This window comes from Streptomyces sp. NPDC006134, from assembly GCF_040628835.1.
In the GTDB taxonomy this organism is placed as follows: domain Bacteria; phylum Actinomycetota; class Actinomycetes; order Streptomycetales; family Streptomycetaceae; genus Streptomyces.
This window is the reverse complement of sequence record NZ_JBEXTV010000074.1, coordinates 16880-35506: the sequence shown is the minus strand read 5'-3', so window position 1 is coordinate 35506 and position 18627 is coordinate 16880. Positions and strand designations below refer to the sequence as shown.

The 18627-nt window shown below is 74.0% G+C and carries 22 protein-coding genes; 15 read left to right on the top strand and 7 right to left on the bottom strand.

What is annotated here, in order from left to right:
* Positions 1-143: 143 nt before the first annotated feature.
* A complete protein-coding gene (locus tag ABZ340_RS32755) occupies positions 144-1106 on the bottom strand; it encodes an LLM class F420-dependent oxidoreductase (RefSeq protein WP_358785514.1) in 963 nt (320 codons plus the stop codon).
* A gap of 166 nt (positions 1107-1272) precedes the next feature.
* On the opposite strand from ABZ340_RS32755, the gene ABZ340_RS32750 reads away from it, so the two are divergent.
* From ABZ340_RS32750 to ABZ340_RS32690, 13 genes are all read left to right on the top strand, one after another.
* A complete protein-coding gene (locus tag ABZ340_RS32750) occupies positions 1273-2871 on the top strand; it encodes an NAD(P)/FAD-dependent oxidoreductase (protein ID WP_358785513.1) in 1599 nt (532 codons plus the stop codon).
* Positions 2858-4705 (top strand): transketolase, encoded by a 1848-nt coding sequence (locus tag ABZ340_RS32745; protein ID WP_358785512.1) that lies wholly within the window; start codon positions 2858-2860, stop codon positions 4703-4705. The genes ABZ340_RS32750 and ABZ340_RS32745 overlap by 14 nt, the downstream gene beginning before the upstream one ends.
* Complete coding sequence (ligD, locus tag ABZ340_RS32740) at positions 4702-5640, top strand: non-homologous end-joining DNA ligase (protein WP_358785511.1); 939 nt, start codon at positions 4702-4704, stop codon at positions 5638-5640. Before ABZ340_RS32745 ends, ligD begins: the two co-directional genes overlap by 4 nt.
* Positions 5641-5777: 137 nt before the next feature.
* Positions 5778-6191 (top strand): gas vesicle protein, encoded by a 414-nt coding sequence (locus ABZ340_RS32735; RefSeq protein ID WP_358785510.1) that lies wholly within the window; start codon positions 5778-5780, stop codon positions 6189-6191.
* Positions 6192-6243: 52 nt separating this feature from the next.
* Entirely contained in the window at positions 6244-6669 is a 426-nt protein-coding gene (locus ABZ340_RS32730; protein ID WP_358785509.1) for a gas vesicle structural protein GvpA, read from the top strand.
* Positions 6666-7439: a GvpL/GvpF family gas vesicle protein gene (locus tag ABZ340_RS32725; protein ID WP_358785508.1), complete on the top strand. Its 774-nt coding sequence runs from the start codon at positions 6666-6668 to the stop codon at positions 7437-7439. Before ABZ340_RS32730 ends, ABZ340_RS32725 begins: the two co-directional genes overlap by 4 nt.
* 4 nt (positions 7440-7443) lie before the next feature.
* On the top strand, positions 7444-7707 hold the full coding sequence (locus ABZ340_RS32720) for a gas vesicle protein GvpG (RefSeq protein ID WP_358785507.1): 264 nt from the start codon (positions 7444-7446) through the stop codon (positions 7705-7707).
* A complete protein-coding gene (locus ABZ340_RS32715) occupies positions 7704-8372 on the top strand; it encodes a DNA primase (protein WP_358785506.1) in 669 nt (222 codons plus the stop codon). The genes ABZ340_RS32720 and ABZ340_RS32715 overlap by 4 nt, the downstream gene beginning before the upstream one ends.
* A complete protein-coding gene (locus ABZ340_RS32710) occupies positions 8369-9595 on the top strand; it encodes an SRPBCC family protein (RefSeq protein ID WP_358785505.1) in 1227 nt (408 codons plus the stop codon). The genes ABZ340_RS32715 and ABZ340_RS32710 overlap by 4 nt, the downstream gene beginning before the upstream one ends.
* On the top strand, positions 9592-9918 hold the full coding sequence (locus ABZ340_RS32705; protein WP_358785504.1) for a gas vesicle protein: 327 nt from the start codon (positions 9592-9594) through the stop codon (positions 9916-9918). Before ABZ340_RS32710 ends, ABZ340_RS32705 begins: the two co-directional genes overlap by 4 nt.
* On the top strand, positions 9915-10793 hold the full coding sequence (locus tag ABZ340_RS32700; RefSeq protein WP_358785503.1) for a GvpL/GvpF family gas vesicle protein: 879 nt from the start codon (positions 9915-9917) through the stop codon (positions 10791-10793). Before ABZ340_RS32705 ends, ABZ340_RS32700 begins: the two co-directional genes overlap by 4 nt.
* Positions 10790-10972: a gas vesicle protein gene (locus ABZ340_RS32695; protein ID WP_358785502.1), complete on the top strand. Its 183-nt coding sequence runs from the start codon at positions 10790-10792 to the stop codon at positions 10970-10972. Before ABZ340_RS32700 ends, ABZ340_RS32695 begins: the two co-directional genes overlap by 4 nt.
* 1 nt (position 10973) lies before the next feature.
* A complete protein-coding gene (locus tag ABZ340_RS32690; RefSeq protein ID WP_358785501.1) occupies positions 10974-11258 on the top strand; it encodes a gas vesicle protein K in 285 nt (94 codons plus the stop codon).
* Between the two features lie 42 nt (positions 11259-11300).
* Here the strand turns inward: ABZ340_RS32690 and ABZ340_RS32685 are convergent, their stop codons facing one another.
* The 3 genes from ABZ340_RS32685 to ABZ340_RS32675 form a co-directional block, all read right to left on the bottom strand.
* Complete coding sequence (locus tag ABZ340_RS32685) at positions 11301-11471, bottom strand: hydrophobic protein (protein WP_358785500.1); 171 nt, start codon at positions 11469-11471, stop codon at positions 11301-11303.
* A gap of 42 nt (positions 11472-11513) precedes the next feature.
* The gene (locus ABZ340_RS32680) at positions 11514-12335 is read right to left on the bottom strand and encodes a methyltransferase domain-containing protein (protein WP_358785499.1); all 822 of its coding nucleotides are present in this window, start codon (positions 12333-12335) and stop codon (positions 11514-11516) included.
* A gap of 134 nt (positions 12336-12469) precedes the next feature.
* On the bottom strand, positions 12470-13963 hold the full coding sequence (locus tag ABZ340_RS32675; protein WP_358785498.1) for a phosphatase PAP2 family protein: 1494 nt from the start codon (positions 13961-13963) through the stop codon (positions 12470-12472).
* A gap of 245 nt (positions 13964-14208) precedes the next feature.
* Here ABZ340_RS32675 and ABZ340_RS32670 point away from each other — a divergent pair, with 245 nt between their 5' ends.
* Positions 14209-15828 carry an ATP-binding cassette domain-containing protein gene (locus ABZ340_RS32670; RefSeq protein ID WP_358785497.1) on the top strand — a complete coding sequence of 540 codons (1620 nt, stop codon included), beginning with the start codon at positions 14209-14211 and terminating at the stop codon, positions 15826-15828.
* 37 nt (positions 15829-15865) lie between these two features.
* Here ABZ340_RS32670 and ABZ340_RS32665 read toward each other — a convergent pair whose 3' ends face one another.
* Positions 15866-16993 carry a Vms1/Ankzf1 family peptidyl-tRNA hydrolase gene (locus ABZ340_RS32665; RefSeq protein WP_358785496.1) on the bottom strand — a complete coding sequence of 376 codons (1128 nt, stop codon included), beginning with the start codon at positions 16991-16993 and terminating at the stop codon, positions 15866-15868.
* Between the two features lie 60 nt (positions 16994-17053).
* On the opposite strand from ABZ340_RS32665, the gene ABZ340_RS32660 reads away from it, so the two are divergent.
* Positions 17054-17332, top strand: coding sequence for a DUF6158 family protein (locus ABZ340_RS32660; RefSeq protein ID WP_358785495.1), 279 nt, complete (start codon positions 17054-17056; stop codon positions 17330-17332).
* Between the two features lie 180 nt (positions 17333-17512).
* On the opposite strand, the gene ABZ340_RS32655 is transcribed toward ABZ340_RS32660, so the two are convergent.
* Both ABZ340_RS32655 and ABZ340_RS32650 read right to left on the bottom strand, forming a co-directional pair.
* Positions 17513-18079 carry a type 1 glutamine amidotransferase domain-containing protein gene (locus ABZ340_RS32655; protein WP_358785494.1) on the bottom strand — a complete coding sequence of 189 codons (567 nt, stop codon included), beginning with the start codon at positions 18077-18079 and terminating at the stop codon, positions 17513-17515.
* A gap of 41 nt (positions 18080-18120) precedes the next feature.
* The gene (locus tag ABZ340_RS32650; RefSeq protein ID WP_358785493.1) at positions 18121-18603 is read right to left on the bottom strand and encodes a CBS domain-containing protein; all 483 of its coding nucleotides are present in this window, start codon (positions 18601-18603) and stop codon (positions 18121-18123) included.
* Positions 18604-18627: the final 24 nt, after the last annotated feature.

Here is an 18627-nt window from a genome sequence, read left to right as displayed (position 1 = left end):
GGGGGGCGGGGGGGGGGGGGGGGGGGGGCCCCCCGCCCGGGCGGGGGGGGGGGGGGCGGGGGGGGGGGGGGGGGGGGGGGCCGGCCCCCCCCCCCCCCCCGCCGGTACGGGCCGCCGCCCCGGGCACGGCCCCGGGCGCCGCCTCAGGTCTCCTGCCGGAGCTGCGGCAGCACCTTCGTGCGGTAGAAGTCGAAGAAGCCGCGCACGTCGGGGCCGATCTGGTTGACGTAGACCCGGTCGAACCCCGCGTCGGCGAACCGCTTCAGCTCCGCCACGTGCGCGTCCACGTCGTCGCCGCACACCCGGTTCTCGCGCACCATGTCCTCGGTGACCAGGGTCTGCGCCTGCTCGAAGTGTTTGGGGGAGGGCAGCACCTGGCCCAGTTCGCCGGGCAGCAGCTCGTTCGCCCACAGCCGGTGCACGGTCCGCACCGCCGCGTCCCGGTCGGTGTCGTAGCAGACCTTGGTGCCGCCGCTGACCAGCTTTCCGCCGCCCCCGCCCTTGCGGTACCGCTCCACCATCGAGGTGTCCGGCATCATCGTGATGTAGCCGTCGCCGATCCGGGAGGCCAGCGCCGTCGCCGCGGGCCCGAAGCCGGAGATGTCGATGGGCACGGGCTGGTCCGGGACGGTGTACAGGCGGGCGTTCTCCACCGTGTAGTGCGGGCCGTGGTGGCTGACCTCCTCGCCGGTGAACAGCCGGCGCATGATCTGGACGGCCTCCTCCAGCATCTCCAGGCGCACGTGCGCGGGCGGCCAGGTGTGGCCGACGATGTGCTCGTTGAGGGCCTCGCCGCTGCCGACACCGAGCCGGAAGCGGCCGTTCGTCATCACCGCGCTGGTCGCCGCGGCCTGCGCCACCACCGCCGGGTGCATCCGCACGGTCGGGCAGGTCACCGCCGTCTCGACCGGCAGCGACACCGCCTCGGAGAGCGCGCCGATCACCGACCACACGAACGGGCTCTGCCCCTGCGCGTCGTTCCACGGGTGGTAGTGGTCCGAGATCCACAGTGCCTGGAAACCGGCCTGCTCGGCCATGCGCGCCTGCTCGATCAGCTCGGCGGGCCCGTACTGCTCGCAGGAGAGGAAGTAGCCGTACTCGGGCATGAGGAGTCGCCTCCAGGGATGTGGGGGTGGTTCCGGCACCGGGTTACCCGCGGGCCGGTCCGGAAACCGCCGGTGAGGGCCGGTGCGGGGCCCGCCGACGTTTGGGCGCCCTGGTCAGGGGGACGCGGAAGGCCCACGAGGTACGCGACAGCCCGGAGGCGAGACCGTGAGCCGACCCCGCATCGTGATCGTCGGTGCCGGCTTCGCCGGGTACCGGACGGCCCGCACCCTGTCCCGGCTCACCCGGCACCAGGCCGACATCACCGTGCTGAACCCCACCGACCACTTCCTCTACCTGCCCCTGCTGCCCCAGGTCGCCGCCGGGATACTCGAACCGCGCCGGATCACCGTCTCCCTGTCCGCCACGCTGCCGCACGTACGGCTGGTGCTGGGCGAGGCCGGCCGGATCGACCTCGACGAGCGCACCGTGCACTACACCGGCCCCGAGGGCGACGACGGCACCCTGCGCTACGACCGGCTGGTGCTCGCCGCCGGCAGCGTCAACAAGCTGCTGCCCGTCCCCGGCGTCGCCGAGCACGCCCACGGCTTCCGCGGGCTGCCCGAGGCGCTGTACCTGCGCGACCACGTGACCCGGCAGGTCGAACTGGCCGCCGCCGACGACGACCCCGCGCGGTGCGCCGCCCGGTGCACCTTCGTCGTGGTCGGCGCCGGATACACCGGCACCGAGGTCGCCGCGCACGGCCAGATGTTCACCGACGCGCAGGTCCGCGGGCGCCCGCTGCCGGCGGGCGTGCGGCCCCGCTGGATGCTGCTGGACGTCGCGCCGCGGGTGCTGCCCGAGATGGACGAGAAGCTGTCGGCCACCGCCGACCGGGTCCTGCGGCAGCGGGGCGTGGAGGTGCGGACGGGGACCTCCGTGAAGGAGGCCACGCACGAGGGGGTGCTGCTCACCGACGGGGAGTTCGTCGAGTCCCGCACTCTGGTGTGGTGCGTCGGCGTGCGGCCCGATCCGCTCGTGGAGTCCCTGGGACTGCCCCTGGAACGCGGGCGGCTGCTCGTCGATCCGCACCTCCGGGTGCCGGGCCGCCCCGAGGTGTTCGCGTGCGGCGACGTGGCCGCCGTGCCGGACCTGGACCAGCCCGGCCGGTACACGCCGATGACCGCGCAGCACGCCTGGCGGCACGGCAGGGTCTGCGCCGAGAACGTCGCCGCCTCCCTGGGGCTGGGCGGCCGGCGGCGCCCCTACCACCACCGCGACCTGGGCTTCGTCGTGGACCTCGGCGGCGCCCAGGCCGCCGCCAACCCGCTCGGCGTCGCCCTGTCCGGCCCGGCGGCGGGCGCGGTCACCCGTGGTTACCACCTCGCGGCGATGCCCGGCAACCGGGTGCGGGTCGCCGCGGACTGGCTGCTGGACGCGGTACTGCCGCGCCAGGCCGTGCAGTTGGGGCTCGTACGGTCCTGGTCGGTGCCGCTGGACACGGCCTCCCCGGAGCCGGCGCGGACGCCGGCCGGCGCGGGACGGGCAGGCGCCGGGTCCGCCGCGTCCGCAGGGCCCGCACAGGGCCGGCCGGGTGGCGAACCGGCCCGGGAACGGCCCGGTGAGGCGGCGCCCGCCAAGGGGACCGGCGGCCCGGAGCCCTCCGGGCGCACGAGGCGCCTGGGGGAGCTGGAACTCCCGGAAGGGCGGCCCGCCCCCGGCACCGCGCCCGGCCCAGGCCCCGGCTCCGGCACCGCGCCCGGCTCCGCGCCCGGCCCCGCCGAACGGTCCGACACCCCGCGGAAGGAGACTCATGAACACCGGTGAACTCGTCGAACTCGGCCAGCAGTTGCGCGTGGACAGCGTGCGCGCGTCCGCCGCCGCGGGCTCCGGGCATCCGACCTCGTCGATGTCCGCCGCCGACCTGATGGCCGTCCTCCTCGCGCACCACCTCCGCTACGACTTCGCCCGCCCCGCCCACCCCGGCAACGATCGCCTCGTCTTCTCCAAGGGGCACGCCTCGCCCCTGCTGTACGCCGTCTACAAGGCGGCCGGCGCCATCGACGACGAGGAGCTGCTCACCTTCCGCAAGCTGGGCAGCCGGCTGGAGGGCCACCCCACGCCGCAGCGGCTGCCGTGGGTCGAGACGGCCACCGGCTCGCTCGGGCAGGGCCTGCCGGTCGGGGTCGGCATCGCCCTGGCCGGCAAGCGGCTGGACCGCACCGACTACCGGGTGTGGGTGCTGTGCGGCGACAGCGAACTGGCCGAGGGGTCGGTGTGGGAGGCCGCCGAGGCCGCGGCGTTCGAGAACCTCGACAACCTCGTCGCGATCGTCGACGTCAACCGGCTCGGCCAGCGCGGCCCGACCCGGCACGGCCACGACCTCGACGCCTACGCGCGCCGCTTCCAGGCGTTCGGCTGGCACACCGTCGAGGTCGACGGCCACGACGTGGACGCCGTCGACCGCGCCTACGGCGAGGCCCTGTCCACCCGCGGCCAGCCCACCGCGATCCTCGCCCGCACCCTCAAGGGCAAGGGCGTCGAGAGCGTCGAGGACCGCGAGGGCCTGCACGGCAAGCCGCTGCCCGACGCCGACGAGGCGATCGCCGAACTCGGCGGCCCCCGCCGCATCCGGGTCCAGGTGCACGAACCGCCGGCCGCGCGCTCCCTGCACGCGGTCGAGCCCCGGCACGCCGAGCTGCCCCGCTGGGACAAGGGCGAGCAGGTCGCCACCCGCGACGCCTACGGCAAGGCGCTGGCCGCGCTCGGCACCGCGCGCGGCGACGTCGTCGCCCTCGACGGCGAGGTGGGCGACTCCACCCGCGCCGAGTTCTTCGCCAAGGAGCACCCCGACCGCTACGTCGAGTGCTACATCGCCGAGCAGCAGATGGTCGCCACCGCGGTGGGCGTCGCGGCCCGCGGCTGGGTGCCGTACGCGTCCACCTTCGCGGCCTTCCTGACGCGGGCGTACGACTTCGTGCGCATGGCCGCCGTCAGCGGCTCCGGCATCAACCTCGTCGGCTCCCACGCCGGCGTCGCCATCGGCCAGGACGGGCCCAGCCAGATGGGCCTGGAGGACCTGGCGATGATGCGGGCGGTCCACGGCTCGACCGTGCTGTACCCGTGCGACGCCCACCAGACCGCCCGGCTCGTCGCCGCGATGGCCGACCTGGACGGCATCCGCTACCTGCGCACCTCGCGCGGGAAGAGCGAGGTGATCTACGGGCCCGACGAGGAGTTCCCGGTCGGCGGGAGCAAGGTGCTGCGCTCCTCCGGCGAGGACCGCATGACCCTCGTCGCGGCCGGGGTCACCGTGCCCGAGGCGCTGGCCGCCGCCGACGCGCTCGGCCGCGAGGGCATCCCGGTGCGCGTGATCGACCTGTACTCCGTCAAGCCCGTCGACCGGGCCACGCTGCGGCAGGCCGCCGAGGAGACCGGCTGCCTGCTGACGGTGGAGGACCACCGCGCGGAGGGCGGCCTCGGGGACGCGGTCCTCGACGCGTTCGGCGACGGGCGGCCCGTGCCGCGCCTGGTGCGGCTCGCCGTCCGTACGATGCCGGGCTCGGCGTCCCCGGCCGAGCAGCTGCACGCCGCGGGCATCGACGCCGAGTCGATCGCGGCGGCCGGCCGCCTGCTGGCGGAGCAGGCGGTGGTGCCGTGAGCGGTGACGGGGCCACCCGCACCGTGCGGGCCGGGCGGCGCACCGTCGAGGTGCACCGCCCGGACAAGGTGCTCCTGCCCGGCGACGGGCGCGCCGGGCACCCCGGGGCGTACACCAAGGGCGACCTCGTCGACTACCACCGGGCGGTCGCCCCGTTCATGCTGCCGCACCTGCGGGGCCGCCCGCTCATGCTGGAGCGGTACCCGGACGGCCTGGACGGCCCCCGGTTCATGCAGAAGAACACCCCCGGGCACTACCCGGAGTGGATCGCCCGGGCCGAGGTGGCGAAGGAGGGCGGCACCGTGTGCCACACGGTGTGCGACGACACGGCCACCCTCCTCTACCTCGTCGACCAGGCCGCGATCACGCTGCACCGCTGGCTGTCCCGGACCGGCGCCGTCGACCGGCCCGACCGGCTGGTGTTCGACCTCGACCCTCCCGGCGAAGACTTCGCCCCGGTGCGGGAGGCCGCCTCGCTGCTGCGCGAGCTGCTCGACGAACTGGGCCTGCCCTGCGCGCCGATGACCACCGGCTCGCGCGGCCTGCACGTGGTCGTCCCCCTGAAGGGGCATCAGGAGTACGACGACGTCCTGGCGTTCGCCCACGACGTGGCCGGCACGCTCGCCGCCGCCCACCCCGGCCGGCTCACCACCGCCGCCCGCAAGAAGGACCGCGGCAAACGGCTCTACCTGGACGTCCAGCGCAACGCCTACGCGCAGACCGCGGTCGCGCCCTTCACCGTCCGGGCCCTGCCGGGCGCCCCCGTCGCGGCCCCGCTGTCCTGGTCCCAGCTCGACGACCCCGGCCTGCACGCCCGCCGTTGGACTATCGCCGACGCCGTCGAACAGGCGCGCACCGACCCCTGGGCCGGGACCATGAGCCGCGCGCGGACCCTGGGGCCGGCCCGGCGGCGGCTGAACGCGCTGCGCGGCTGAACGCGCTGCGCGGCTGAACGCGCCGCGCGGCCGCTCCGGGCCCCCGCTTGAGCAGGCACACCGCGACCGCCGGCCGATGCACGCGCTCGTGGAGGTTTGGCGAACACACTTGCGGCCACACGGAGGGGGAGGTGGCCATGACGAACACGAAGAACACATCCGATCCACAGAGCAGGCAAGAGAGTTCACGAAACACACAGAGTCCTCGCGACGTGGAGAGTTCTCGCGACGCGATGGAAGACAACACCGGCACTACCACGCACAGCACGGCGGACCGCCGGCCGAGCCCCATGGAGGTGCTGCGCCAGGCGCGCGAGCAGCTCGCGGAGCTCACCGGGATGGCCGCCGAGTCCGTGTCGTCCTTCGAGCAGACGGAGGAGGGCTGGGCGCTGGAGGTCGAGGTCCTCGAACTCGAACGGGTGCCCGACACCATGAGCCTGATGGCGACCTACCAGGTGGAGCTGGACCACGACGGTCAGCTCACCGGGTACCGCCGCACCGGCCGCTACGAACGCGGCCGGGCCGACGCCCGCAGGCCCGGCGGCCGCTAGGCCGCCCGACCGGATCCAGACCCACACCCACACCAAGGGAGGAACAGCCGGCATGACTGTCGTACCGGCACAGCAGACCGGTGGTGGAGGCGGGAGCTCCGGCCTCTACGACGTGCTTGAACTTGTCCTGGACAGGGGGCTCGTCATCGACGCATTCGTGCGCGTGTCCCTGGTCGGCATCGAGATCCTCAAGATCGACGTACGGGTCGTCGTCGCCAGCGTCGACACGTACCTGCGCTTCGCCGAGGCGTGCAACCGGCTCGACCTGGAGTCCGGGCCGCGCAAGAGCCCCGGCCTGCCCGACGTGGTCGGGCAGATCACCGAGTCCGGCGCCCGCGGCAAGTCCAAGGGGGCGCTGTCCGGCGCCGCCCAGACCATCTCCGACGCCTTCAAGCAGGCCCGTGAGGAGGGCGAGGGCGAGTCCCGGCCGCGCGCCCGCAAGACCACGTCCGCCCGCAGGAGGGAGGAGCAGGAGTGAGCACCTACGTCTACGGCATCACCGCGAGCACGCACCCCTCGCTCCCCGAGGGCATGGGCGGCGTCGGCGACCCGCCGCGCCCCGTGCGCATCCTGCGGGAGGGCGAGCTGGCGGCCGTCGTCAGCGACGCGCCCGAGGGACTGCGCCCCAAGCGCAAGGACCTGCTCGCCCACCAGAACGTGCTCAGCGAGGCGGGCGCGGGCGGCTGCGTGCTGCCCATGCGGTTCGGCAGCGTCGCCCCGGACGACCAGGCCGTCACCGGGGTGCTGGCCGAGCGCGCCGAGCACTACCGGGAGCGGCTGCGGGTGCTGGACGGCCGCGTCGAGTACAACGTCAAGGCCAACCACGTGGAGGAAGCCGTCCTGCACCACGTGATGGCCGAGAACGCGGAGATCCGCGCGCTCGCCGAGGCCAACCGCAAGGCGGGCGGCGGCAGTTACGAGGACAAGATCCGGCTCGGCGAGATGGTCGCGGGCGCGGTCAAGGCCCGGGAGGCCGAGGACGCCGCCGCCCTCCGGCGCGTCCTGGAACCGGCCGCCGAGGCCGTGAGCACCGGCCCGGAGTCCACGGGCTGGCTCGCCAACGTGTCGTTCCTGGTGGACCGCGGCTCCGCCGAGCGCTTCCTGGCCGCCGTGGAGCAGGCCCGCAAGGACCTGCCGCACCTGGAGGTGCGCGTCAACGGCCCGTTGCCGCCGTACAGCTTCGTCGATCCGGGCCCCGCCGAACCCGCGGCCACCGCGGCCGGCGGCGCGGGCACCGGGGCGGGATGACGGCATGGGTCTGATCTCGGAGGTGCTGCTGCTGCCGTTCGCCCCGGTGCGCGGCAGCGCCTGGGCCATCAAGCAGGTGCTCCAGGAGGCGGAGCGGATCCACTACGACCCCGCCACGATCCGGGCCGAACTCGCGCGTCTGGAGGAGCGTCTGGAGGCCGGTGAGATCAGCGAGGAGGAGTTCGACCGGCAGGAGGACGAACTCCTGGACCGGCTGGAGATCGCGTCGCGCGGCAGCGCGGGAACGGGCAACGGGACGGCACCATGAATCGAGCAGGACTGGGCCTCGCGGTAGGGGCCGGATACCTTCTGGGACGCACGAGGAAACTGAAACTCGCCTTCGCCGTCGGCACCCTGGTCGCCGGCAAGCGGATGAACCTGAGCCCGCGGGCGGTCGCGGACCTCGTCTCCCATCAGCTCCAGAACAACCCGCAGTTCAAGGAGATCGGGGACCAGCTGCGGCAGGATCTGCGCGGGGTCGGCAAGGCGGCCTCGGGCGCCATGGTCGAGCGGCAGCTCGACGCGCTCGCCGACCGCCTCCACGACCGTACCTCCCAGGTGCGCGGCCGGCTGGCGGGCGTGGCGGCGAAAACGACCGGCGCGGGCGGTTCCGGTTCCCGTGGCGCGGAGGACGCCGAGAGCCGCGACGACGGCCACGGCGACGACGAGTACGGCGACGACGAGTACGAGGAACACGGGGGCGGCGAGGGCCGGGAGGACGGGCGCGGGTCCGGGCAGCGGCGCGCGCCGCGCGGCCGGGGGGCGGAGAAGAAGGCCCCGCTGAAGAAGGCCGCGAAGAAGGCGCCCGCGAAGAAGGCGGCCGGCGGCAAGGCCCCCGTGAAGAAGGCGGCGGCGAAGAAGACCGCGGCGTCCGGGAGGACGGCGGGGCGGTCCGCCCGTGCCGGGCTGCCGAAGGGAGGCGGTGAGCGATGACGGAGACCCTCGGTTCCGCGGGCTCCGCGGCGCGGTCGGCCGCGAAGGACAACCCCCTCGCCGACGTGGTGCGCGGCGAGGCCGCCGACCGGCTCAAGGCGGAGGCGCAGGAGTACCTCGCCGCGCAGGCCCAGCGCCTGCTGGTCGGCGTCGGCCGCAAGCTCGGCGAGACCACCGTCAGACTGAACGACATCGCCGAGGGCAACAGCCCCGGCTTCGCCAGGCTCGCCCTCGACGGCGGCCGCAAGCTCGCCCAGGGCAAGAGCCCTCTGCGCACCGCGCTGGAACTCGGCGCCTCGCGCGCCAAGGACAACGTCGTCGGCGCCCTGAAGAACCTCGGCGGCGGCAAGGGCAAGCGCAAGGGCGGCGCGGGCAGCAAGCCGACCGTCATCATCGAGTACGCCGACGTCGGCGTGCCGCTGCGCACCGCCTACGACCAGTGGACGCAGTACCAGGACTTCAGCACCTTCGCCAAGGGCGTCAAGAGCGCGAACCGCGCCGACGACACGACCTCCGACTGGCAGCTGAAGGTCTTCTGGTCCAACCGGAGCTGGAAGGCGAAGACCACCGAGCAGATCCCCGACGACCGGATCTCCTGGACGTCGGAGGGCGCCAAGGGCACCACGAAGGGCGTCGTCTCCTTCCACCGGCTCGCCGACAACCTCACCCGCGTCCTGCTGGTCGTCGAGTACTACCCCAAGGGCCTGTTCGAGAAGACCGGCAACCTCTGGCGCGCCCAGGGCCGCCGGGCCCGTCTCGACCTGAAGAACTTCGTCCGCTACATCACCCTCAAGGGCGAGGCGGAGGACGGCTGGCGCGGTGAGATCCGCGACGGCGAGGTCGTCCGCAGCCACGAGGACGCCGTCGCGGAGGAACAGGAAGGCGAGGAACGGGAAGGCCGGGAGCCGGAAGGCGGGGAACGGGAAGGCCGGGACACGGACGCCGAGGGCCGGGAGGGCGCCGAGGACCAGGGCGACCACGACCGGTACGAGGACGCCGAGGGCGCCGAGGACCAGGGCGACCACGACCGGTACGAGGACGCCGAGGACTACGAGGGCCACGAGAACTACGAGGACTACGAGGAGGAGGAAGAAGAGGAAGGGGAGGCCCCGTACGCCGAGGAGGACGACGCGTACGAGGAGGAACCCGAGCAGGAGGAGGCCGAGGCCGAGTACGAGGACCGTGACGAGGACGCGTACGCCGGGCGGGGGAGCCGCCGATGACGACCCCCGGCCGGCTGCCCGAACCCTATGGCCAGGGACAGGGTGCCAACCTCGCCGACATCCTGGAGCGGGTGCTCGACAAGGGTGTCGTCATCGCGGGCGACATCAGGATCAACCTGCTCGACATCGAGCTGCTCACGATCAAACTGCGGCTCATCGTCGCCTCGGTCGACAAGGCCAAGGAAATGGGCATCGACTGGTGGGAGAGCGACCCGGCGCTCTCCTCGAACGCCAGGCACAAGGAACTCGCCCGGGAGAACGCCGAGTTGCGCGCACGCCTGGCGGAACTGGAGCCGGGCCGCGCACCGGAGGAGGCACCATGACCGGACTGCGGTACGTCTACGCCGTCTGCCGTCCCTTCGGCGCGGCCCTTCAGTCCCAGCTGACGGGGGTCTCGGGTGATCCGCCCAGAGTGCTGAACCACCACGGGCTGGTCGCCGTCGTCAGCCATGTGCCCGAGGCGGACTTCTCCGAGGAGGCGCTGCGGGCCCATCTGGAGGACCTGGACTGGCTGGCCGCGACCGCCCGCGCCCACCAGCAGGTCATCGACGCGCTCACCGCCGTCACCACGCCGCTGCCGCTCCGGCTCGCGACCGTCTTCCGGGACGACAGCGGCGTCCGCGTGATGATGGAGGAACGGGAGGAGTACTTCCGCCGCACCCTCGACCGGCTGGAGGGGCGCGTGGAATGGGGCGTCAAGGTGTACGTCGAGAGCGACCCCCAGCAGGGCGCCTCGGCGGCGCGGCCGGCCGGCAAGCCGGCGTCGGGGCGTGACTACCTGCGCCTGCGGAGCATGCGGACGCGGGCCCACGAGGACATGTGGCAGCGCGCCGAGGAGTTCGCGACGCGGCTGCACCGCACCCTGTCCGCCCGGGCCGACGACAACCGGCTGCACGCGCCGCAGAACGCCGCGCTCTCCGGCGCCGCCGGCCGGAACGTTCTCAACGCCGCCTATCTGGTGCGGCGGGACGTTTCCGAGGAATTCGTGGAAATGGTGGACCGCACGAAGGACGAGGCTCCGGGAATTCGCGTGGAACTCACCGGCCCCTGGGCCGCCTATTCCTTCGCCGGAGAGGACACCGGGAACACCGGGAAAGAGAGCGCGGCGGGCGTGGCGGAAACGGCGGACACGGTGGACGCGACGGACGCGACGGACGCGGCGCGGAATCCGGAAGACACCGCGGGGGAGGGGAAATGACCGTCGTCGAGCGCCGTGAGATCGCCCTCGTGGACCTGCTCGACCGGCTGCTGGCCGGCGGAGTGGTCATCACGGGGGACATCACGCTGCGCATCGCGGACGTCGACCTGGTCCGCATCGACCTCAACGCGCTGATCAGCTCGGTCAACGCCAACGTACCGTCGCCGTGGGGGGAGTGAGGTGACCGAACGCCGCAACCGCGTCGACCTCGAACCCGACACGGTCGAACGCGATCTGATCAAGCTGGTGCTGACCGTGGTGGAGCTGCTGCGCCAGCTCATGGAGCGCCAGGCGCTGCGCCGCTTCGACGAGGGAGACCTGACCGAGGAGCAGGAGGAACGCATCGGGCTCACCCTCATGCTGCTCGAGGACCGCATGACCGAGCTGCGCGAGCGCTACGGACTGCGGCCCGAGGACCTGAACCTGGACCTCGGGCCGCTCGGACCGCTGCTGCCCCGGGAGTGAGCCTCCCGGGGCAGCCCGGCCTCCTGTCACCACCTCACCATCTCACCACCTGTACCAGCGCCCCCTGCCACCGCCTGCGGACGTGCCGCGGACCAGGAAGCCCAGCAGCCACAGCACCAGGACGGCCAGGGCGACCCACCAGAGCACCTTCACGGCGAATCCGGCACCGAAGAGAATGAGCGCGAGAAGCAATACGAGCAGAAGCGGAACCATAATGTGAACCTCCTGTCGTACTTGTTTCCCGTAATCTTCAGATCAGGCTTCTTTTCGGCACAGAATCTCTCCGTGCAGCACACTGAACCAGCCGTCGGGCTGCTTTCCCCATTCCCGCCAGGCGGCCGAGACGGCCCGCAGCTCCGCCTCGGTCGCGTGGCCTCCCTCGACGGCCCGCTCGGCGTACGAGGACGCCACGGTGCGCTCCGCCCACAGCCCGCTCCACCACTCCCGCTCCTCGGGGGTGGAGAAGGTCCAGGTGGCGGACGTGGCGGTGACGTCGGTGAAGCCCGCCCGCAGGGCCCAGGACTTCAGCCGGCGCCCGGCGTCCGGCTCGCCCCCGTTGGCGCGGGCGACCCGGCGGTACAGGTCCAGCCAGGCGTCCAGCCCCGCCGACGCCGGGTACCAGGTCATGGCGGCGTAGTCGGAGTCGCGGACGGCGACGAAGCCGCCCGGTTTCGTCACCCGCCGCATCTCGCGCAGGGCCCGGACCGGATCGCCCACGTGCTGGAGCACCTGGTGGGCGTGGACGACGCAGAAGGTGTCGTCCGGGTGGTCCAGGGCGTGTACGTCCGCGACGGCGAAGTCGATGTTGGCCAGCCCCCGCCCGGTGGCCGTGGCCCGGGCCTGCTCCAGGATCTCCGGGGCCCGGTCGACGCCGGTCACGTGCCCGTCCGGCACCAGGGCCGCCAGGTCGGCGGTGATCGTGCCCGGGCCGCAGCCGATGTCCAGGATCTTCATGTGGGGCCTGATCGAGCCCAGCAGGTACGCCGCGGAGTTCTCGGCGGTGCGCCAGGTGTGCGAGCGCAGCACGGACGGGTGGTGTCCGTGGGTGTAGACGGCGGTCTCCCGCGGCTTCGGCATGGCTGGTCCCCTCGTCGGTGTCCGGTCGCGCCGGCCTCCGGGGACGCCGTGCCCCCGGACGCCGCGACGGCATCACCGTACGCCCGCACACCACATGGTGAGACTCGCGTATCGCGATATGGACTGACGCTGTGTCAGCTCCCGGGCAGGGGACGGTAGACGACGAGCGCCTCGGGCAGCTTCTCCAGCGTCAGGTCGCCCTGCGTCTCGGTGATCTCGCCGTCGTACGCCAGCAGCGTGCCCGGCGCGACACCGGCCAGGCGCAGGCGGCCCACCTGGACCGCGGCGTGGGCGGGGGAGCGGGTCAGCGGGCCGGCGAGCGCCGCCGACAGCAGCCGCAGGGCCGGCCGCCGGCCGCCGTGCACCACCCGGACGTCGAGCTGCCCGTCGGCGAGGTCCACCCGGCGGCCCGGGGCGAGACCCATGCGGTGGTAGGTGCCGTTGCCGGCGAACAGCATCCACAGCGGGCGGGGGCGGCCCCGCACCTCGGCCTGGAGCGGGTGGCGGTCGGCGCGCAGCACCCGCACGGCCGCGAGCACCCCGGCCGGCCAGCCGCCGATCCGGTGCGACCAGCGCTCCCGCTCGCGCACCAGCTCCGGGTACACCCCGAGGCTGAAGGTGTTCAGGAAGATCCCCTCCTGCGTCCCCGAGGAGAACCGGCCCACGTCCACGCGCACCCCCTCGCCCCGGGTCAGCGCCCGGCACAGGTCCCGCACGTCCTCCACGCCCAGGTCGTACGCGAAGTGGTTGAGGGTGCCGCCGGGCAGGACGGCGAGGGGCACGCCGTGGCGCAGGGCGATCCGGGCGGCGGCGTTCACGGTGCCGTCGCCGCCGCACACGCCGAGCACCCGGGCGCGGCCGGCGGCCTTCTCCAGCTCCGTCCCGACCTCCTCCGGCGCGCACTCGACGATCTCCGCCCGGGGCAGCGCGTCGCACAGCGCCCGGACGCGGTCCGCCGTGCCGGAGGCCGTGTTGGCGACCATCACCAGGCCCTCGCCCTCGGGCAGCGCGGGCACGTCCGCGCGGGGCCGGGCCGGCGGGACGACCTGGGCGCGCGTCGGCACCAGGCCCCGTACGGCGAACGCGGCGCCCGCGCCGAGGGCCGCGCCGGCCAGCACGTCACTGGGGAAGTGCACGCCGGTGTAGACGCGGGAGAGGGCGACCGCGGCGGCCACCGGCGCCACCGCCGCGCCCCAGGCCGGGGACTCCAGGGCCACGCCGGTCGCGAACGCGGCGGCCGACGCGGCGTGCCCCGACGGGAACGACGTGGTGACCGGCTGCCGCTTCAGCCGCCGCACCAGCGGCACCGGGTCCAGCGCCGGGCGGGGGCGGCGGACCGTGCGCTTGCCCAGGGTGTTGATGGTCAGGGAGGCCAGGCCGAGGGAGGCGAGGCCGCGGGCGGCGGCGCGGCGGGCCCTCGGGGTGCGGGAGGCGGCCAGCGCGGCGGCGGCCACACCCCACAGCACGCCGTGGTTGGCGCTGCGGCTCAGGCGCGGCAGCAGGCGGTCGGCACCGGGCCAGGGGCGGGCGGCGACGGCCTCGAACAGCCGGCGGTCCAGCTCCAGGAAGCCGTTGCGGACGGGGTGCGGGCCGGGCGTCGGGACGGTGAGGTCTACGTCGGGGCTCATGCCTGCCGCCTACCCGGCCGCACGGGTTTCCTGCCGGGGCCGCGCGCCGGCGCCGGGCACGGGCGGTCCGGGCGCGAAGGGTGGGGCGAAGGGTGGGGTGCGGGCGGTACCGGGTGCGGCGGTTTGGGGCGTGGATGATGCCGGGTGCGGGTGGTGCGGGTGGTGCGGGTGGTGCGGGTGCTAAGGGCCGGACGCGGGCGAAAACCGCTTGCCGGGCCGCACGCCCCTCTCCACAATCGCTGCCCATGGGACATCTCGAAGCCGCGCACCTTGAGTACTACCTCCCCGACGGACGGGCGCTGCTGGGGGATGTGTCCTTCCGGGTGGGGGAGGGGGCCGTCGTCGCCCTCGTCGGGCCCAACGGCGCCGGCAAGACCACTCTGCTGCGCATGCTGGCCGGCGAGCTCAAGCCGCACGGCGGCAGCGTCACCGTGAGCGGCGGCCTCGGGGTGATGCGGCAGTTCGTGGGGTCCGTGCGGGACGAGACGACCGTACGCGACCTGCTGGTGTCCGTGGCGCCGCCCCGCGTCCGCGAGGCCGCGCGGGCCGTCGACGCCGCCGAGCACGCCGTCATGACGGTCGACGACGAGGCCGCCCAGCTCGCCTACGCGCAGGCCCTCGCCGACTGGGCCGAAGCGCGCGGGTACGAGGCGGAGACGCTGTGGGACATGTGCACCACCGCCGCGCTGGGCGTGCCCTACGACCGGGCGCAGTGGCGGCAGGTGAACACGCTCTCCGGCGGCGAGCAGAAACGGCTGGTGCTGGAGGCGCTGCTGCGCGGCACCGACGAGGTGCTGCTGCTCGACGAGCCCGACAACTACCTCGACGTCCCCGGCAAACGCTGGCTGGAGGAGCGGCTCGCCGAGACCCGCAAGACGGTGCTGTTCGTCTCCCACGACCGTGAGCTCCTCGCCCGCGCCGCCGAGAAGATCGTCTCCCTGGAGCCCGGCCCGGCGGGCGCGGACGCCTGGGTGCACGGCGGCGGATTCGCCACCTACCACGAGGCGCGGCGCGAGCGCTTCGCCCGCTTCGAGGAGCTGCGCCGTCGCTGGGACGAGAAGCACGCCCAGCTGAAGAAGCTCGTCCTGTCGCTCCGTCAGGCCGCCTCCAACAGCGACGAGATGGCCTCCCGCTACCGCGCCGCCCAGACCCGGCTGCGCAAGTTCGAGGAGGCCGGCCCGCCCCCGGAGCCCCCGCGGGAGCAGGACATCAGGATGCGGCTGCAGGGCGGCCGGACCGGCGTACGGGCCGTCACGTGCGAAGCGCTGGAGCTGACCGGCCTGATGAAGCCGTTCGACCTGGAGGTCTTCTACGGCGAACGCGTCGCCGTCCTCGGCTCCAACGGCTCCGGCAAGTCGCACTTCCTGCGGCTGCTCGCCGGGGACGACGTGGCCCACACCGGCCGCTGGAAGCTCGGGGCGCGCGTCGTGCCCGGCCACTTCGCGCAGACCCACGCCCACCCCGAGCTGCGGGGCCGCTCCCTGCTGGACATCCTGTGGCGGGAGCACGCCCAGGACCGGGGCGCCGCCATGTCCCGGCTGCGCCGCTACGAGCTGACCGCCCAGGCCGAGCGGACGTTCGACCAGCTCTCGGGCGGCCAGCAGGCCCGCTTCCAGATCCTGCTGCTGGAGCTCCAGGGCGTCACGGCCCTGCTGCTGGACGAGCCGACCGACAACCTCGACCTGGAATCGGCCGAAGCCCTCCAGGAGGGCCTGGAGGGCTTCGACGGCACGGTGCTCGCGGTCACCCACGACCGCTGGTTCGCCCGCTCCTTCGACCGGTTCCTCGTCTTCGGCAGCGACGGCCGCGTCCGCGAGACGCCGGAGCCGGTGTGGGACGAGCGGCGGGTGGAGCGGGCCCGCTGATCCGCCGCCCGGACCCGCAGCGCGCTGTGGCGGACGCTCACTTCCAGCGCAGGAGCGCGCCCAGGCCGCCCACCGGGGCGTCGGCCTTCTCGGCCGCGTCCGGCGGCAGCGCCGGGGTCACCGCGATCGCCGGGGCGCCGGTCATCACCGCCGAGCGCAGCAGGGCGTCGTCCGCGCGGGCGGACCAGGAGTGCTGCTCGCCGAGTGTCTTCAGCTCCGTACGGCGCATCGCGAGCTGGTCCGGGTCCTCGCCGATCCACACCTCGCGGTGCGTGTCGGGGGCGTCGGGGATGATCAGCAGTTCGTCGATGCGGTGCTCGCGGGCGGCCTCGACCAGCGCGGGCACGCCCTCCACCGCCGCGGCCCGCCCCTCGCCGTCCGGGGTGCGGGCGGCCAGGAACTTGTCCAGGTCCTCCTGGGCCCGGGCGCGCACGTGCTCGGTGCGCAGCCGCTCCACCTCGTCGTCCAGCAGCCTGCTGCCGGCGCCGCGGCCGGCCTCCACCACGCAGTGCAGCAGCCGCTTGGGCAGCCGCTCGTGCACGGCCCGCCGCTCCCGGTCGTCACCGACCAGGATCAGCAGGTCGGCGCCGGTCTCCTCCTGGCACACGGCGAGCGCGTCGGCGATCTCGGCCGCGTTGTGCTCCCAGGTGTTCTCCACCCGGAGCTGGAAGTGGCGCTCCGACCAGTCGACGCTGCTCGTGCGGTGGACCGGCCACTGCCGGCCGGTCACCCCGCCCGCGTCCTTGCTGCCGAGCGCGCTGCGCAGCTCGAAGTCGGCGCCCTTGCGGTCGATGTACGCCACCACGCACACCGGGTCCTCGCCCATCAGCTCCAGCAGCGGCGAGACGTGCGGCAGCGGCGCCCAGTGGGCGGTGGTGCCGCCCTGCGGGGGGCGGGCCAGCGGCGGGTCGAGGACGACCCGGCCGGCCCGCGCGAACAGGGCGCGCCCGTGCGGATCGGAGGAGTGACGCAGGTCGTCCACCGCCTCCTGCACGGCCCGGCAGGTCGCCTCGTCGGCGCCCTGCGCCGCCAGCTCCCGGGCGACCGCGCCGGCCGTCAGCTGCCGCTCGCGGGCGGTGTCCTCCGCGTGCCGGGACAGATCCACGTACACGGAGGCCCAGGGGCCCGGCTGTTCGTACAAGGGGTGCAGAAAGGCGAGATCCATGGCTCCCTCCCGGATGCCACTCGGGGGTGGTAGTGCTCACGGGGCGGGTACCCGGACCGCATGAACGAACACGACGAGCGGGAGATCACCGCGACCGGGATCGAACCGGACCGGCTGGACGACCAGCAGCTCATGAAGGAGCTGGAGACCATCCACCGCACGCGGCACGACACTCTGCTGTACGGCTCGAACGACGCGCTGCGGGCCCACAACGAGCGGATGGCGCAGCTGGAGGGCGAGTGGCTGCGCCGCAACCCCCGCCGCCCGGTCGCCGCGGGCCGCACCCGCGAGGGCGCCCGGGAGCGGGGCTGCGGGGAGTCGGCGGCTCCCGGCGTGTGAGAGCAGGCGGCGTGTGAGGGCGTGCGGCGTGTGAGGGCGCGCCGGGCCCGGAACGTACGGACGCGCGGGCCGGACCTCCGATGCGGAGGTCCGGCCCGCGCGTGCCGTGTGCGCCACGTGCGTGTGCCGTGTGCCGTGCGCCGTGTGCGCGGCGGCGGTGGCCGGCGCGGGTGCGCCGGTTCAGCCGCCGGCCTCGGCACCGGTCTTGGCGCCGGTCTTGGCGAACTCCGCGAGGTACGTCTCGCAGAACGCCTTCAGGTCGTCCGGCTTGCGGCTGGTGATCAGCCGGTTGGGTCCGCCCTCGCAGACCTTCACCTGCTCGTCGACCCAGGTGCCGCCCGCGTTGCGGATGTCGGTCCGCAGGCTCGGCCAGGACGTCAGGGTCCGGCCGCGGACGACGTCCGCCTCGACGAGCGTCCACGGGGCGTGGCAGATGGCGGCGACCGGGCGGCCCTGGTCGAAGAAGTCCTTCACGAACGCCACGGCCTTGTCGTCCATCCGCAGGAAGTCCGGGTTGGCCACCCCGCCCGGCAGGACCAGCCCGTCGAACGAGCCGGCCGACGTCTCGCCGACCACCTCGTCCACGGGGAAGGTGTCCGCCTTGTCGAGATGGTCGAACGCCTGGATCTCACCGGATTTCGTCGACACGAGCACCGGCTCGTGACCGGCGTCCACCGCGGCCTGCCACGGGTCGGTCAGCTCGACCTGCTCGACGCCTTCGGGCGCGGCCAGGAAAGCGATACGCATGGTGTTTCCGTGTTCCTTCCGTTTCGTTGCGTTGTGTCTGGTCAGACGGGCGGGGGCGGGGTGCCGCCCGGGACTCCCGGGATGCCCCGGACGTTCCGAGTGTCCCGGGCATCCGGTTCGGCACGGCTGATGTCGGCGAGCGGCGACGCGGGTTCCTGTGCCTCGGCCAGATCGCCGAGGCTGACCATCCCGACCGGCAGCCCGTTCTCCACGACCGGCAGCCGGCGCACCGCGTGCTCGCGCATCAGTGCCACCGCGGCCGGCACGGGGTCGTCCGGGGCGACCACCAGCGGGTCGGGGGTGCAGACCGATCCGGCGCCCACCGTCAGCGGGTCCAGGCCCTCCGCGACGGCCCGCACCGCGATGTCACGGTCGGTGAGCACGCCGACGACCTCCTGCCCCTCGGCCACCACCACGTCGCCGATGTTCTGCGAGCGCATCAGCCGAGCCGCCTCGACGAGCGAGGCGTCCGGGCGGACGGCGACCACGCCCGGGGTCATCACGTCCTTCACGAACTCGGCCATCGGCAGGGAACCTCCCTGGTCTTC

Bases quoted from the DNA above. Each gene is read 5' to 3' on its own strand.
- ABZ340_RS32675 (WP_358785498.1), bottom strand. From the start codon at position 13,963: ATGAGCCCCGACGTAGACCTCACCGTCCCGACGCCCGGCCCGCACCCC.
- ABZ340_RS32685 (WP_358785500.1), bottom strand. From the start codon at position 11,471: ATGGTTCCGCTTCTGCTCGTATTGCTTCTCGCGCTCATTCTCTTCGGT.
- ABZ340_RS32730 (WP_358785509.1), top strand. From the start codon at position 6,244: ATGACTGTCGTACCGGCACAGCAGACCGGTGGTGGAGGCGGGAGCTCC.
- ABZ340_RS32755 (WP_358785514.1), bottom strand. From the start codon at position 1,106: ATGCCCGAGTACGGCTACTTCCTCTCCTGCGAGCAGTACGGGCCCGCC.
- ABZ340_RS32670 (WP_358785497.1), top strand. From the start codon at position 14,209: ATGGGACATCTCGAAGCCGCGCACCTTGAGTACTACCTCCCCGACGGA.
- ABZ340_RS32650 (WP_358785493.1), bottom strand. From the start codon at position 18,603: ATGGCCGAGTTCGTGAAGGACGTGATGACCCCGGGCGTGGTCGCCGTC.
- ABZ340_RS32715 (WP_358785506.1), top strand. From the start codon at position 7,704: ATGAATCGAGCAGGACTGGGCCTCGCGGTAGGGGCCGGATACCTTCTG.
- ABZ340_RS32720 (WP_358785507.1), top strand. From the start codon at position 7,444: ATGGGTCTGATCTCGGAGGTGCTGCTGCTGCCGTTCGCCCCGGTGCGC.
- ABZ340_RS32735 (WP_358785510.1), top strand. From the start codon at position 5,778: ATGACGAACACGAAGAACACATCCGATCCACAGAGCAGGCAAGAGAGT.
- ABZ340_RS32745 (WP_358785512.1), top strand. From the start codon at position 2,858: ATGAACACCGGTGAACTCGTCGAACTCGGCCAGCAGTTGCGCGTGGAC.
- ABZ340_RS32710 (WP_358785505.1), top strand. From the start codon at position 8,369: ATGACGGAGACCCTCGGTTCCGCGGGCTCCGCGGCGCGGTCGGCCGCG.
- ABZ340_RS32705 (WP_358785504.1), top strand. From the start codon at position 9,592: ATGACGACCCCCGGCCGGCTGCCCGAACCCTATGGCCAGGGACAGGGT.
- ABZ340_RS32660 (WP_358785495.1), top strand. From the start codon at position 17,054: ATGAACGAACACGACGAGCGGGAGATCACCGCGACCGGGATCGAACCG.
- ABZ340_RS32700 (WP_358785503.1), top strand. From the start codon at position 9,915: ATGACCGGACTGCGGTACGTCTACGCCGTCTGCCGTCCCTTCGGCGCG.
- ABZ340_RS32655 (WP_358785494.1), bottom strand. From the start codon at position 18,079: ATGCGTATCGCTTTCCTGGCCGCGCCCGAAGGCGTCGAGCAGGTCGAG.
- ABZ340_RS32695 (WP_358785502.1), top strand. From the start codon at position 10,790: ATGACCGTCGTCGAGCGCCGTGAGATCGCCCTCGTGGACCTGCTCGAC.
- ABZ340_RS32680 (WP_358785499.1), bottom strand. From the start codon at position 12,335: ATGCCGAAGCCGCGGGAGACCGCCGTCTACACCCACGGACACCACCCG.
- ABZ340_RS32665 (WP_358785496.1), bottom strand. From the start codon at position 16,993: ATGGATCTCGCCTTTCTGCACCCCTTGTACGAACAGCCGGGCCCCTGG.